At 65.8% G+C, this 14,078-nt stretch carries 12 protein-coding genes; 5 read left to right on the top strand and 7 right to left on the bottom strand.

Annotation, left to right across the window (positions count from 1 at the left end; genetic code table 11):
• Nucleotides 1–18: 18 nt before the first annotated feature.
• Nucleotides 19–591 carry an Rv1476 family membrane protein gene (locus I2456_RS11260; protein ID WP_085075752.1) on the bottom strand — a complete coding sequence of 191 codons (573 nt, stop codon included), beginning with the start codon at nucleotides 589–591 and terminating at the stop codon, nucleotides 19–21.
• Between the two features lie 248 nt (nucleotides 592–839).
• Between I2456_RS11260 and I2456_RS11255 the strand changes: the two genes are divergently transcribed.
• Both I2456_RS11255 and I2456_RS11250 read left to right on the top strand, forming a co-directional pair.
• Nucleotides 840–3,659: an aconitate hydratase gene (locus I2456_RS11255; RefSeq protein ID WP_139823344.1), complete on the top strand. Its 2,820-nt coding sequence runs from the start codon at nucleotides 840–842 to the stop codon at nucleotides 3,657–3,659.
• A gap of 22 nt (nucleotides 3,660–3,681) precedes the next feature.
• On the top strand, nucleotides 3,682–4,245 hold the full coding sequence (locus I2456_RS11250) for a TetR/AcrR family transcriptional regulator (protein ID WP_068164699.1): 564 nt from the start codon (nucleotides 3,682–3,684) through the stop codon (nucleotides 4,243–4,245).
• A gap of 15 nt (nucleotides 4,246–4,260) precedes the next feature.
• Here the strand turns inward: I2456_RS11250 and I2456_RS11245 are convergent, their stop codons facing one another.
• The 5 genes from I2456_RS11245 to I2456_RS11225 form a co-directional block, all read right to left on the bottom strand.
• Nucleotides 4,261–4,452, bottom strand: coding sequence for a helix-turn-helix domain-containing protein (locus tag I2456_RS11245; protein WP_068164703.1), 192 nt, complete (start codon nucleotides 4,450–4,452; stop codon nucleotides 4,261–4,263).
• 93 nt (nucleotides 4,453–4,545) lie between these two features.
• Nucleotides 4,546–6,174 (bottom strand): ABC-F family ATP-binding cassette domain-containing protein, encoded by a 1,629-nt coding sequence (locus I2456_RS11240; RefSeq protein ID WP_085075753.1) that lies wholly within the window; start codon nucleotides 6,172–6,174, stop codon nucleotides 4,546–4,548.
• Nucleotides 6,175–6,194: 20 nt separating this feature from the next.
• Nucleotides 6,195–7,031, bottom strand: coding sequence for an enoyl-CoA hydratase (locus I2456_RS11235; RefSeq protein ID WP_255322627.1), 837 nt, complete (start codon nucleotides 7,029–7,031; stop codon nucleotides 6,195–6,197).
• Nucleotide 7,032: 1 nt separating this feature from the next.
• Nucleotides 7,033–7,395, bottom strand: a complete 363-nt coding sequence (gene trxA, locus I2456_RS11230) for a thioredoxin (RefSeq protein ID WP_068031848.1) — start codon at nucleotides 7,393–7,395, stop codon at nucleotides 7,033–7,035.
• 7 nt (nucleotides 7,396–7,402) lie between these two features.
• Nucleotides 7,403–9,427, bottom strand: coding sequence for a heavy metal translocating P-type ATPase (locus I2456_RS11225; protein ID WP_085075755.1), 2,025 nt, complete (start codon nucleotides 9,425–9,427; stop codon nucleotides 7,403–7,405).
• 203 nt (nucleotides 9,428–9,630) lie between these two features.
• Here I2456_RS11225 and I2456_RS11220 point away from each other — a divergent pair, with 203 nt between their 5' ends.
• The 3 genes from I2456_RS11220 (at nucleotide 9,631) to I2456_RS11210 (ending at nucleotide 13,078) form a co-directional block, all read left to right on the top strand.
• On the top strand, nucleotides 9,631–11,460 hold the full coding sequence (locus I2456_RS11220; RefSeq protein WP_085075799.1) for an acyl-CoA dehydrogenase: 1,830 nt from the start codon (nucleotides 9,631–9,633) through the stop codon (nucleotides 11,458–11,460).
• A 72-nt stretch (nucleotides 11,461–11,532) separates the two neighbouring features.
• A complete protein-coding gene (locus I2456_RS11215) occupies nucleotides 11,533–12,270 on the top strand; it encodes a DUF5666 domain-containing protein (protein WP_085075756.1) in 738 nt (245 codons plus the stop codon).
• Nucleotides 12,271–12,355: 85 nt separating this feature from the next.
• Nucleotides 12,356–13,078, top strand: a complete 723-nt coding sequence (locus I2456_RS11210; RefSeq protein ID WP_085075800.1) for an SDR family NAD(P)-dependent oxidoreductase — start codon at nucleotides 12,356–12,358, stop codon at nucleotides 13,076–13,078.
• Nucleotides 13,079–13,081: 3 nt separating this feature from the next.
• Here I2456_RS11210 and I2456_RS11205 read toward each other — a convergent pair whose 3' ends face one another.
• Nucleotides 13,082–13,972 (bottom strand): alpha/beta fold hydrolase, encoded by an 891-nt coding sequence (locus I2456_RS11205; protein WP_085075757.1) that lies wholly within the window; start codon nucleotides 13,970–13,972, stop codon nucleotides 13,082–13,084.
• Between the last annotated feature and the right edge of the window lie 106 nt (nucleotides 13,973–14,078).

The raw sequence follows: 14,078 nt of genomic DNA, 5'->3' as shown, positions 1-14,078 counted from the left end.
GGCCGCCGATACGTGAGGCTAGAGACCTTGACCGGGTTCATCCGCCGGGGTTTCGCCGGTCGGTGGCGTCGTTGCTGACTGCTTGAAGCGGCGCTGGGCAAACCGGGTGCCGACCGCCGCGGCGAGCACGGCGATCAGCACCACGATCGTCCAGGCGGTCCACGGAAATTCGGGCGTGCTCAATTCGTTGAGGAAGTTCTGCGCCGATTGCACCGGGTTGCCGGTTTTCGAGTGATCTTCACCGGCCTCCAACGTGACCCGGGGGAAGTGGGTGCTGTAACTGCCGACATAACTGGGGCTGAGCGTGAGGACGGTGGCGTCGGGGTAGTCGGCTCCCACCACGGTCGAGATGTCACGCAGCGGGGTGTCGTTGGGCGGGTTGTGGTCGAGCAGCACGATCTTGAGGTCGATGCCCTCCTCGCGCGCGTGATGGACCACATCGAGCAATCCCGGGAGGGCCGCTGGTGGGGCGCTGACCCCGGAAGCGGCGACCTGGGCCTTGATCGCGTTCATGTCGACGTCCTGCGGGATGTAGGCCGGCAGGAACGGAATGAACTGCGGTAGCTGCCCGACGAACTCTTGCCCGGTCATCTTCCTCGCTCCTCTCGCACCCGCCGCAGCGCTAGGAGCACCGTACCCGCCGGGTCTGACACGCGGCCTGGCACGCTCCGGTGCAGTCGGTCAGTCAACCGGGTCTTCCAACCCGCGGCCCACGCGACAAGACTGGACTCAGCGAGGGCCACGCAATGCAGGACAAGCGTACTGTTAAAGTGGCTCACGCATTCGATGCACCCGTCGACACGGCCCGTCGGCGGAAGAACTTAATCCTGGGAGTTGAAGTGACTAGCAAAGATTCGGTGAATTCGTTCGGCGCCCGTGACACCCTGAAGGTCGGCGACAACAGCTACCAGATCTATCGCCTTGATGCGGTCCCCAACACGGCGAAACTCCCTTACAGCCTGAAAGTCCTGGCGGAGAACCTGCTGCGGAACGAGGACGGCAGCAACATCACCAAGGATCACATCGAGGCCATCGCCAACTGGGACCCGGAGGCGGAGCCCAGCATCGAGATCCAATACACGCCGGCGCGGGTGGTTATGCAGGACTTCACCGGTGTGCCCTGCATCGTCGACCTGGCCACCATGCGTGAGGCGATCGGCGACCTGGGCGGCAAGGCGGAGAAGGTCAACCCGCTGGCACCGGCCGATCTGGTGATCGACCACTCGGTGATCGCCGACCTGTTCGGCCGCGCCGACGCGTTCGAGCGCAACGTCGAGATCGAGTACGAGCGCAACGGCGAGCGCTACCAGTTCCTGCGCTGGGGACAGGGCGCATTCCGCGACTTCAAGGTGGTGCCGCCGGGCACCGGCATCGTGCACCAGGTCAACATCGAATACCTGGCGCACGTGGTGATGGAACGCGACGGGATCGCCTACCCGGACACCTGTGTGGGCACCGACTCCCACACCACGATGGTCAACGGCCTCGGCGTGTTGGGCTGGGGCGTCGGCGGCATCGAAGCCGAAGCCGCGATGCTGGGCCAGCCCGTGTCGATGCTCATCCCGCGAGTGGTCGGGTTCAAGTTGACCGGTGAGATCCAACCGGGCGTGACCGCCACCGACGTCGTGCTGACCGTGACCGAAATGCTGCGCAAGCATGGCGTGGTCGGAAAGTTCGTGGAGTTCTACGGCGACGGTGTCGCCGAGGTCCCGTTGGCCAACCGCGCCACGCTGGGCAACATGAGCCCCGAATTCGGTTCTACCGCAGCCATTTTCCCGATCGACGAAGAGACCATCTCTTACCTGCGCTTCACCGGTCGCAGCGAGGAGCAGCTGGCCCTGGTCGAGGCCTACGCCAAAGAGCAAGGCATGTGGCACAACTCGGAGCACGAGCCGGCATTCTCCGAATACCTCGAGCTGGACCTGTCCGAGGTGGTGCCGTCGATCGCCGGGCCCAAGCGCCCGCAGGACCGGATCGCCTTGTCGGAAGCCAAGTCCACGTTCCGCGGCCAGATTCCCAACTACGTCGGTGACGACCCGGAGAAGAAGGACTACTCCAAGCTCGACGAGGCGGTGGACGAGTCCTTCCCGGCCAGCGATCCCGGCCAGCCGCAGAACGGCCATGCCGACGACAAGCCGAAGGTGCATTCGGCTGCCGCGCATGCCGAAGGAAGGGTCAGCAACCCGGTGCGGGTGAAGTCCGACGAATACGGCGAGTTCGTACTGGACCACGGCGCCGTGGTGATCGCCGCGATCACCTCGTGCACCAACACCTCCAACCCCGAGGTCATGTTGGGCGCAGCCCTGCTGGCCCGCAACGCCGTCGACAAAGGCCTGACCTCCAAGCCGTGGGTGAAGACCACCATGGCGCCGGGCTCCCAGGTGGTCAACGACTACTACGAAAAGGCCGGTCTCTGGCCGTATTTGGAGAAGCTCGGCTTCTATCTGGTGGGGTACGGCTGCACCACCTGCATCGGCAACTCCGGCCCGCTGCCAGAAGAGATCTCCAAGGCCGTGAACGACAATGACCTCTCGGTGGCGGCCGTGCTGTCGGGCAACCGCAACTTCGAAGGCCGGATCAACCCCGACGTGAAGATGAACTACCTCGCGTCGCCGCCCTTGGTGGTCGCCTATGCGCTGGCCGGGACCATGGACTTCGACTTCGAGTCCGAGGCGCTGGGGCAGGACAAAGACGGCAACGACGTCTTCCTCAAAGACATCTGGCCGTCGCAGAAGGATGTCTCGGACACCATCGCGTCGGCGATCAACCAGGAGATGTTCACCAAGAACTACGCCGATGTGTTCAAGGGTGACGAGCGGTGGCAGAACCTGCCGACGCCGAGCGGTGACACTTTCGAGTGGAACCCGGAGTCGACGTACGTGCGCAAGCCGCCGTACTTCGACGGGATGTCCGCCGAACCGGAACCCGTCACCGACATCAAGGGCGCTCGGGTGCTCGCGCTGCTCGGCGACTCGGTGACCACCGACCACATCTCCCCCGCCGGCAGCATTAAGCCGGGCACCCCGGCGGCGAAGTACCTCGACGAGCATGGCGTCGAGCGCAAGGATTACAACTCCTTCGGTTCGCGGCGCGGCAACCACGAGGTGATGATCCGCGGCACGTTCGCCAATATTCGGTTGCGCAACCAGTTGCTGGACGACGTCTCGGGTGGCTACACCCGCGACTTCACCCAGGATGATGCGCCGCAGGCGTTCATCTACGACGCCGCGCAAAACTATGCGGAGCAGGACATTCCGCTGGTTGTGCTGGGCGGCAAGGAGTACGGATCCGGTTCGTCACGCGACTGGGCCGCCAAAGGCACCTGGCTGCTGGGCGTGCGCGCGGTGATCACCGAGTCGTTCGAGCGTATTCACCGCTCCAACCTGATCGGAATGGGCGTCATACCGCTGCAATTCCCCGAAGGAAAGTCGGCGGAATCGTTGGGGCTCGACGGTACCGAGGTTTTCGACATCACCGGCATCGAGGAACTCAACGACGGCAAGACGCCCAAGACCGTGCACGTCAAGGCCAGCAAGGACTCCGGCGATCCGATCGAGTTCGACGCGGTGGTGCGCATCGACACACCCGGTGAGGCGGACTACTACCGCAACGGCGGCATCTTGCAGTACGTGCTGCGCAACATGCTCAAGTCGGGCTAGCCGGCGACCCCCGCCCTGGCCCATGCCCAAAGTCAGCGAGGACCATCTGGCGGCTCGCCGCCGCCAGATCCTCGACGGCGCTCGCCGTTGTTTTGCCGAATACGGTTACGACAAGGCCACGGTCCGGCGGTTGGAGAAGGCGGTCGGCTTGTCGCGCGGTGCGATCTTCCACCACTTCCGCGACAAGGACGCGCTGTTCTTCGCCCTGGCCCACGAGGATGCCGAGCGAATGGCCGACGTCGCCTCCCGCGAGGGGCTCATCCAGGTGATGCGCGACATGCTCGCCGCACCGGACGAGTTCGATTGGCTGGCCACCCGATTGGAGATTGCGCGCAAGCTGCGCAACGATCCGGCGTTCAACCGCGGCTGGGCGGAGCGTTCGGCGGAACTGGCAGCGGCAACGCACGATCGGCTGCGCCGGCAGAAGGAAGCCAACCGGGTCCGCGACGACGTCCCCGATGACGTGTTGCAGTCCTATCTGGAGCTGGTCCTGGACGGCTTGGTGGCCCGGCTGGCTTCCGGTGAGGACCCGCAACGACTGACCGCCGTATTGGATTTGGTGGAAAACTCGATGCGGCGCAGTTGATTCGAGTGGGCGCGGCTACGTCGCGCGTGACCGGTGGTTGGGCCCACCGCGGCTGCGCATCGTCGTTCCCGACTCGCGCAGCATGTTGTGGATGCAGCCGTAGGAACGTCCGGTGGTGGCGGCCAGATTGCGGATGCTGGCCCCGCCCTCATAGGCGTGGCGCAACTCGAGCAGCAACTGCTCGCGTGTTTTTCTCGGCTTCCGCATCGGCGCCTCCCCGTCTCGTCCCGATCTCAGCCACTCAGCGTAAGAACCAGGTGTCGACGGCGGGCGAATTTGGCCGAAAATGGGGGGACGGTTTCAGGCCAGCTCGATCAGATCGCGATACTCCTCGGACCAGTAATCCTCGGTGCCGTCCGGCAATAGCACCACGCGTTGCGGCTCGAGGGCCTCGGCCGCGCCCGGGTCGTGCGTCACCAGCACCACCGCGCCGCGGTAGCTGCGCAGCGCATCGAGGACCTGCTCGCGCGATGCTGGGTCGAGGTTGTTGGTCGGCTCGTCCAGCAGCAGCACGTTGGCGGTCGAGGCCACCAGCCCGGCCAGCGCCAGTCGGGTTTTCTCACCACCGGACAGCGTGCCGGCGGGCTGGTCGAGTTGCGCGCCGCTGAACATGAACGCGCCCAACAATCCCCGTAGATCCTGCTCACCGGATTCGGGCGCTGCGTGCCGGATGTTCTCCCACACCGTCGCGTCGTTGTCGAGCGTGTCGTGCTCCTGCGCGAAATAGCCGATGCGCAAACCGTGTCCAGGCTCCAGGCCGCCGGTGTCCGGCTTCTCGGTACCCGCCATCAGCCGCAGCAGCGTGGTCTTACCGGCACCGTTGAGACCCAGCACCACCACGCGCGAACCGCGGTCGATGGCCAGGTCGACACCGGTGAAGACCTCGAGGGATCCGTAGGACTTGCTCAGCCCCTTGGCCACCAACGGGGTGCGCCCGCACGCGGCGGGCTCGGGGAATTTGATGCGGGCCACCTTGTCAGCGACGCGCTCCTCGTCGAGTGCGGCCATCATCCGGTCGGCGCGACGCAACATGTTTTGTGCCGCAACGGCTTTGGTCGCCTTGGCGCCCAGCTTGGCGGCTTGGGTGCGCAGCGCGGCGGCCTTACGCTCGGCGTTGGCGCGTTCCCGGCGACGACGCTGCTCATCGGTGGCGCGCGCGTCGAGGTACTTCTGCCAGCCCATGTTGTAGACGTCCATCTCCCCGCGCACGGCGTCGAGGAACCAGACCCGGTTGACCACGTCGGATATCAGGTCGACGTTGTGGCTGATCATGATCAGCCCTCCGGTGTGCGATCGCAGGAAATCCCGTAACCAGCCAACCGAATCCGCGTCGAGGTGGTTCGTCGGTTCGTCGAGCAGCAGGGTGGTGGACGAGCCGGCACCGGACTCGGAGGCGGAGAACAAAATGCGCGCCAGTTCCACCCGGCGGCGCTGACCACCGGACAGCGTGCGCAGCTTCTGCGTCAGAACCCGTTCGGGCAGGCCAAGACTCGCGCAGATGCGAGCCGCTTCGCTTTCGGCGCCGTAGCCGCCCAGCGCGACGAAACGCTCCTCGAGTTGGCCGTAGCGGCGGATCGCGCGGTCCCGCGCGTCGTCGTCGGCGACCTCGGCCATCAACGCCTGCTGCTTCTCCAAGTCGGTGAGCAGCACGTCCAGACCGCGCGCCGACAGCACCCGGTCGCGGGCCAACACATCGAGGTCGCCTTCTTTGGGATCTTGTGGCAGGTAACCGATTTCGCCGTTACGCAACACCGATCCGGCGTACGGCTCGCTCTCGCCGGCCAGGATGCGCAGGGTCGTCGTCTTGCCGGCCCCGTTGCGCCCGACCAGACCGATGCGGTCGCCGGGCTGCACCCGCAGGTCGGGGCCGTCGGGTGAGAGCAGGATGCGCGCTCCAGCGCGGACCTCGAGGTCCGTAGCCGTGATCACGATCGCTCTCCTTGTCCTGACTACTTGTCGTCGGTGAAGACCGCCGGCCGCTTCTCTGCGCGCGCGGCGACCGCCTCTTCGAAGTTGGCGGTGAGCAGACGGACGAAAAGCTGGCCCAGGCCTTCGGCCTGCATGTGCCCCTCCAGACTGCCAGCGTCCAGTCCACTCCATAGTGTGCGTTTGGTCAATTCGATCCCCGGCCGGGAGAACGCCGCCATCCGGGCCGCGATCGCATAACAGGTGTCCAGGAGCTGATCCGGAGGCGCCTGACAGGACACCAGCCCGATCCGCTCGGCCTCCTCGGCGCTGACGTCGCGGCCGGTGAGCATGATCTCGAACGCCCGTGACGATCCGATGGCGCGCGGCAGCAGATAGCTCAGCCCCAATTCGCTCGCGGTCAGGCCGTTGTTGATGCCGGCAGCCCGGAAGTACGCGCTGGTGGACGCCACCCGGATGTCTGCGGCCAGCGCCAGGCACAAGCCCCCGCCGATGGCCGGTCCGTTCACCGCGGCGATGACGGGCTGGTGCATCCGTCGCAGCGACAGGATGACGTCGTCCAGCAGCTCCATGGACCGCAGCGCATAGGTGGGCCGCGTCAGGTCCTCGACGTGCGGCACCGAGCCGGCTGACTTGTGGTCTGCGCCGGAGGAGAACCCTCGGCCCGCCCCGGTCAGCACCACGACTCGCACGGAGTTGTCGTAAGTGACCTGTTCCAGCGCCGCCTTGAGCGGAACCATGACGTCAAAAGCCATGGAGTTCATCCGCTCGGGGCGGTTCAGGGTGATCAGCGCTATTTCGGGCCGCGGGTGCTCGACGAGGACCAAACTCACCTGTCGAAAGTAGCCCACCTGCGGCAAATCAGGCTTGTTCGGCGTCTCCGGGCTGGGCCACGGCGTCCACGTCGAAAGCCTTGAGCTGCTCGATCAGGTCCTCCAACGCCGCGGGAGGCAGCGCGCCGGCCTGATTGAACAGCAATTTGCCCTTCTTGAAAGCCATCAACGTGGGGATGGACCGGATCTGAGCGGCCGCCGCCAGTTCTTGCTCGGCTTCGGTGTCGACCTTGGCGAACACCACGTCCGGGTGCTTCTCCGAGGACGCCTTGAACGTCGGCGCAAAGGCGCGACACGGGCCACACCAGGAGGCCCAGAAGTCGACCAGGACCATATCGTTGTCGTTGATCGTGTCGTTGAACTGCGCTGCAGTGATGTCTTGGGTAGTCACGTCTGCGCTAACGCCCCGGGGCGCTCGGTTGTTCCAGCAACGCGGTTCCAGCGGGCGTCAGCAACGCCGGGGCCGCCGCCGCCCGCCAGGACCGGTCGGTCAGGAGGCGCATGCCGTTGAGCGCGACCAGCAGAGTCGATCCCTCGTGCCCGGCCACCCCGACCGGCAGTGGCAGGTCACCGAGCAGGTCCCACAGCACCAGGACGGTGATGAACGTGGCGGCGATGGCCAGGTTAGCGGCCATTACCCGGCGCGCCTGCCGAGCCAGGGCGATGATCGTGGGGATGGCGTGCAGTTCGTTGCGGACGGTGACCGCGTCGGCGGTCTGCAAGGTGAGGTCCGCGCCGGCGCCCATGGCGATCGAGGCGTGCGCGACGGCCATGGCCGGTGCATCGTTGACGCCGTCGCCGACGACCAGCACCCGGTGGCCGCCGGCCTGCAGGTCACGCACCGCGTCGACCTTCTGCTCCGGCAGCAGCGCGGCGCGCACATCGCCGATTCCGGTGTCCTGGGCGATTCGGGTGGCCGCGCGCTCGTGGTCGCCGGTCAACAGCACCGGCGGCGTACACGTCATCGCCGCCAGGGATGCGATGGACCGCGGCGCGTCCTGCCGGATCTGATCGGTCAGTCCGAGCAGCCCAACCGCCACTCCGTTCACCAGCACGATGGCCGCGGTGGCGCCGGCGCCCACGATCGGGGCGACCTGGGGCAGCGGGGCACCGGTGTAGCCGTGCGCGCTGCAGACTTCGACGAAAGCGCGGCCTACCGCGGCGCGGACCCCGCGCCCTGGCAACGCGCGGAAATCCTCGGCCGCCGGGATGCTGACGCCGCGCCTGCGCGCCTCGTCGACAACGGCTCGACCGAGGGGATGTTCGCTGAATTGCTCTGCCGCTGCGGCTAACTCGAGCAGGTGGTGTGCGCTGTATTGTTCGGGGCGCAACGGCTCGACGATGGTCAGCTGAGGGTTACCGCCGGTCAGTGTGCCGGTCTTGTCCAGCGCGACGATGCTGGTTTCGGCGAGGCGTTCGACGACCACCGCCGATTTGAGCAGCACCCCATGTCGGCCGGCGTTGGCGATGGCCGACAGCAGCGGCGGCATGGTCGAAAGCACCACTGCGCACGGCGACGCGACGATCATGAACGTCATGGCGCGCAGCAGCACCGGCTGCAAGGCGGCACCCATCAGCAGCGGAACAGCGATCAGGGCCACCGTGGCGGCGACCACACCCACGGAGTAACGCTGCTCGATCTTTTCGATGAACAACTGGGTTCTTGCCTTGCTGGCCGAGGCTTCGGCCACGAGTTCGACGATGCGCGCGACGACGCTGTGCGCCGGGTCGCGGGTGACCACGACCTGCAGCACACCGGATCCGTTGCCCGTGCCGGCGAAGACCTCGTCACCGGCGCTTTTCGCCGCTGGCATCGACTCGCCGGTGATCGAGCACTGGTCCACCTCGGAGGAGCCGCAGGCGACCACCCCGTCGGCGGGAATCCGCTGCCCGGGCCGCACCACGACGCGGTCCCCCACCACCAAGTCACCGGCGGGCACGACGCGCTGGGTGCCGTCGCCCCCGACCAGCACGGCTCGGTCGGGCGCGAGGTCTAGTAAGCCTTTTACCGAGTCCGCGGTGTGCTTGGTGGCCACCTCGTCGAGCGCGGTGGAGGTGGCGAAGATGACGATCAACAGCGCACCATCGAAGATCTGACCAATGGCGACGGCGCCGATCGCGGCAACAACCATCAGCAAGTCCACGTCAAGGGCCTTGTTGCGCAACGCTTGCGCCCCAGCCCACGCCGATCCCCAGCCGCCGGCGAGGTAGCAGGCCAGATACAGGGTCCAGCAGAGCGCGTGCGGAGCACCGCAGACCTGACCCGTCACGCCGGCCAGGAAGAGGCCCAAAGCGGTTGCGGCCCAACGCACCGAGATAACCGACCACAGCACCGTCCGCCACTGCGCGGGCCGTCGGGTGATGGCTGGACCAACACCCGATTCGGCTGTAGCAGTAGTTCTTTCGAGCGTAGGCAAAATCATGCCGGGCGGCCTCGCAGCGGATCGGTGGCAATGACCCGGCCGAGTCTATCGACGCAAAGATGTTGGTAAGTCTCGGTTTTGTTGCGGTATGCCATTGGATCGGATTGCGCAGCACAATCGGCTGCGCCGAGGTTACGGTTGCGTACGTTTTCCGGCGTCGGCCACACTGAGGGCCTGATTCGCCGGAAGTGAAGGGAACCACGTTGGGCCACTACATCGCCAATGTGCGCGATCTCGAGTTCAACTTGTTCGAGGTCCTCGACGTGGGCGCCGTCCTGGGTACCGGTCGCTACAGCGATCTCGACGCGGACACGGTGCGCACCATCTTGACCGAGGCGGCGCGGCTAGCCGAGGGCCCGATCGCCGACTCGTTCGCGTTCGCCGACCGTAATCCCCCCGTCTTCGACCCCAAGACCCACAGCATCAGCGTGTCCCCCGAACTGGTGAAGACCGTTGACGCGATCAAAGAAGCGGGATGGTGGCGGCTGGGACTGGCCGAAGAGATCGGCGGCATGCCCGCCCCAGCGCCGCTGATCTGGGCGGTCAACGAAATGATCTACTGCGCCAATCCATCCGCTTGCTTCTTCAACCTCGGCCGCACGCTGTCTCAGTCGCTCTACATCGAGGGCAACGAGCAGCAGCGGCACTGGGCGGCGATCGGCGTCGAGCGCGGATGGCAGGCCACCATGGTGCTCACCGAGCCGGACGCGGGCTCCGACGTGGGCGCCGGACGCACCAAGGCCGTCGAGCAACCCGACGGCACCTGGCATATCGAGGGCGTGAAGCGCTTCATTTCGGGCGGCGACGTCGGCGACACGGCGGAAAACATCTTCCACCTGGTCCTGGCCCGGCCGGAAGGCGCCGGCCCAGGCACCAAGGGGCTCAGCCTGTTCTACGTTCCCAACTACCTGTTCGACCCCGACACCGGTGAGCTGGGTTCCCGCAACGGCGTCTATGTCACCGGCCTGGAACACAAGATGGGCTTGAAGTCCTCACCAACCTGCGAGCTGACGTTCGGTGCCACCGATGTGCCGGCCGTCGGTTATCTGGTGGGCGGTGTGCACAACGGCATCGCGCAGATGTTCACGGTGATCGAGCACGCGCGCATGACCATCGGCGTGAAGTCCTCTGGCACGTTGTCCACCGGTTATCTCAACGCGCTGGCGTACGCCAAGGAGCGAGTGCAGGGCGCCGATCTGACCCAGATGACCGACAAGACGGCGGCGCGAGTGACGATCATGCATCACCCGGACGTACGCCGCAGCCTGATGACGCAAAAGGCCTACGCCGAAGGTCTGCGCGCGCTGTACCTCTATGCCGCCGCGCATCAGGATGACGCTGTGGCGCAACGTGTCTCAGGTGCCGACCCGGACATGGCGCATCGTGTCGACGACCTGCTGTTGCCGATCGTCAAAGGCGTGGGCTCCGAGCGGGCCTATGAGATTCTGACCGAATCGCTACAGACGCTGGGTGGTTCGGGCTTCCTGATGGACTATCCCATTGAGCAGTACATCCGCGACGCCAAGATCGATTCACTCTACGAAGGCACCACGGCCATCCAGGCATTGGACTTCTTCTTCCGCAAGATCGTCCGCGACCACGGCAAGGCGCTGCAATTTGTGACGAGTCAGATCAACGACAGCATCGAAAACTTCGACCCGTCGCTGAAACCACAAGCCGAGCTGCTGCAAACCGCATTGGACGACGTCACCGCAATGACCGGCGCGCTCACCGGATACCTCATGTCGGCCGCGCAGCACGCCACTGATATCTACAAGGTGGGGCTGGCATCGGTTCGCTTCCTCATGGCGGTAGGAGACCTGTTGATCGGCTGGCGGTTGCTGGTGCAGGCCGACGTCGCACACGCCGCTTTGGCCGACAGCCCGTCCCGTAACGACGAGGCGTTCTACCAGGGCAAGGTGGCGGTCGCGGCCTTTTTCGCCAAGAACATGCTGCCCAAGCTGACCGGCGTGCGCGCTGTCATCGAGTCGATCGACGACGAAATCATGCGCATTCCCGAAGACGCGTTCTGAACACACAGCAAGCACAAAGCTGCCGGGGGTAGACCCGTTCGTTGGGACCCGCCCACGATTGGAGCAGCTTTGATGTCTGGCACTTCACCCACTGTCCGGCCCGCCCGGTTCGCCGTCCTGGCCGTCGCCGCGGCAGCGGCCCTATCGGTTGCCGCTTGCGGTTCATCGTCGAACACCTCAGGCCCCACCACAACACCAAGCCCGCAGAGTTCGGCACCGAGCACGTCGACCGCCGCACCGCCGCCAGCCCACGGCCAAGCGCGGGTCAGCGGCCTGATCGCATCGGTGTCGGGCAACGCCGCCCAAGTTACGCAGGAAAACGGCAATGCCACAGTGAATTTCACGCCGTCCACCAAGGTCACCGATGTCACCCCGGCCGCGCTGACCGATGTCGCGACGGGCAGTTGTGTCACCGTGCGGCCCGGGGACACCGAAGGCAACCAACCCGTCACGGCGGTAGCGGTCCAGGTCAGCCCGGCAGTCGACGGCAAATGCCCGCAGGCTAAACAACCCACACCCGGATCACCCGCGAAACGACCCCCGATCAAGGGCACGGTCGCTTCGGTGGCGGGAGACACCATCAACGTCACCAGTGGCGACAACACCAAGACCGCGGTGACCGTCAACGGCAAAACCCGCTACACCAAGCAGAACGCCGCCACTACGCAAGCCATCGCCGCGGGCAAATGCCTGACCGCACAGGGAAATCAAGACAACGGCGGCGCGCTGCAGGCAACGTCGATCAACCTGCGCCCGGCGAACGACGGCAAGTGCGGACCCAACGGCAAGCCGCACGGGCATGGCGGGTGACCCATTGGTGTGACCTATGGGCAGCATCGCGGATCGGTATGGCGAGGACGGATGGTTGCGACCGATCGGCGACTTCAATGTGGCTATGGAACTTGAATCGCATATCGCACTGATCACCGGCGGCACCGCGGGCATCGGTCTGGAAACCGCACGATTGTTCGCCGCGCACGGCGCCGAAGTAATCCTCACCGGTCGCGATGACGAACGCGGAGCGAACACCGTTGCCGATATTGGCGGCAAAACCCGGTTCGTGCGGGCAGATCTGGGCGACATGGGTTCGATCGCCCACCTGGCGAGCGAAGCCGGAGAGGTCGACATACTCGTCAACAACGCCGGCGCATTCCCGGTGGCGCCCACCGTCGAGCAAGACTTGGCGTCGTTTCAGTCGATGTTCGACACCAATGTGCGTGGCAGCTACTTCCTGGTCGCCGAACTGGCCAAGGGCATGCTCGCGCGCGGGCGCGGCAGCATCGTCAACGTCACGTCGTTGGCTGCGGTGAAAGGCATGCCTGGAGCGTCGGTGTACGGTGCGACGAAGGCGGCGCTGGCATCCTTCACCCGCACCTGGGCGGCCGAGTTCGGCCCCAAAGGCGTTCGGGTGAACAGTGTTTCGCCGGGTCCGACTCGCACCGCAGGAGTGCTGGCCGAGTGGGGCGAATCCATCGAGGGACTCGGCGCCGCGTTGCCGTTGCAGCGCACGGCAGCACCGGCCGAAATCGCCGAAGCCATATTGTTTCTGGCCTCACCGCGGGCCAGTTATGTGACCGGCTCCACCCTGTACGTCGACGGCGGCGGTTCGGCGGTGTGACACCTAACCGTCGCCGGCGGCGGCGATCCGGGCCACCGCCGCGGCGATTTCTTCTGGACAGTCTTCCTGCAAAAAGTGCTTGGCAGGCAACAACATCGACGTACTGACCCCGGAAGCGCGCTGCGCCGCAACCCCATAGCGCCGCCACGGGAGCATGGTGTCGCGCGCGCCCCACACCACTTGCACCGGGTAGGACCTGCCGCCAACCGCATCCAGGTACAAGCGCTGTTTGTCCGCGGTCAACTCGAAGCCACGCATGATTTTCAGGAAAGCGCGGCCACCGTCGTCACCGAACAGCAGTGGCAGCCAGCATGCTAGTTCGGCACTCGGTACCCGGCGGCTGACCCCGACAAGTCGCATGATCGACGAAAACGCACCCGGCACCCGTAGCGATGCCAACCATGCCTCACCGATCCCTCGGTGCGCGAACGGCTCCATCGGCCACGGCCGGTGAAACGACGACACCTCGATGATGGTGTTGAGCAGTGTCAGCGACAGCACCCGCTCGGGTACCGCGGTCGCCACTTCGAATCCGATGGGACCGCCGATGTCATGCACCAGCAGATGGAAGCGGTCGAGGTGCAGGGCGTTGATTGCCGACAACAGCCACCGGCCGAGGCCGGTCCAGGTGTAGTCGGCGTCGGGCGGCCGGCCGGCGAAGCCGAGCCCCGGCAGGTCCACCGCAATGCCGCGCAAGCCGGCCGCGGCCAGTTCGGGGACCACCTTGCGGTAGAGGTATGCCGAGGCGGGCACGCCGTGCACACACACCACCGCGGGCGCGTCGTGCGGCCCCTCGTCGAGCACAAACGACGTGATGCCGTCGGCGCGAAAGGACCGGCCCGAGGACCGATACCGCTCGAGCAATTGATTGACCGCTGCGGATTTGGCTGCCATGTTCGTGTACCACGAGACAACGCGGCGCGGGGTTGTGTGTCAACCCGTTCCGGTTCGCGATGACCGCTATCACAAACGGCAATGGATCTCGTGCCGCTGCGCCACT

Origin of the sequence: Mycobacterium kubicae (assembly GCF_015689175.1) — a bacterium.
Classification (GTDB): Bacteria; Actinomycetota; Actinomycetes; order Mycobacteriales; family Mycobacteriaceae; genus Mycobacterium; species Mycobacterium kubicae.
Note: the sequence above shows the minus strand (reverse complement) of the source record. Positions and strands in the feature narration are given on the sequence as shown.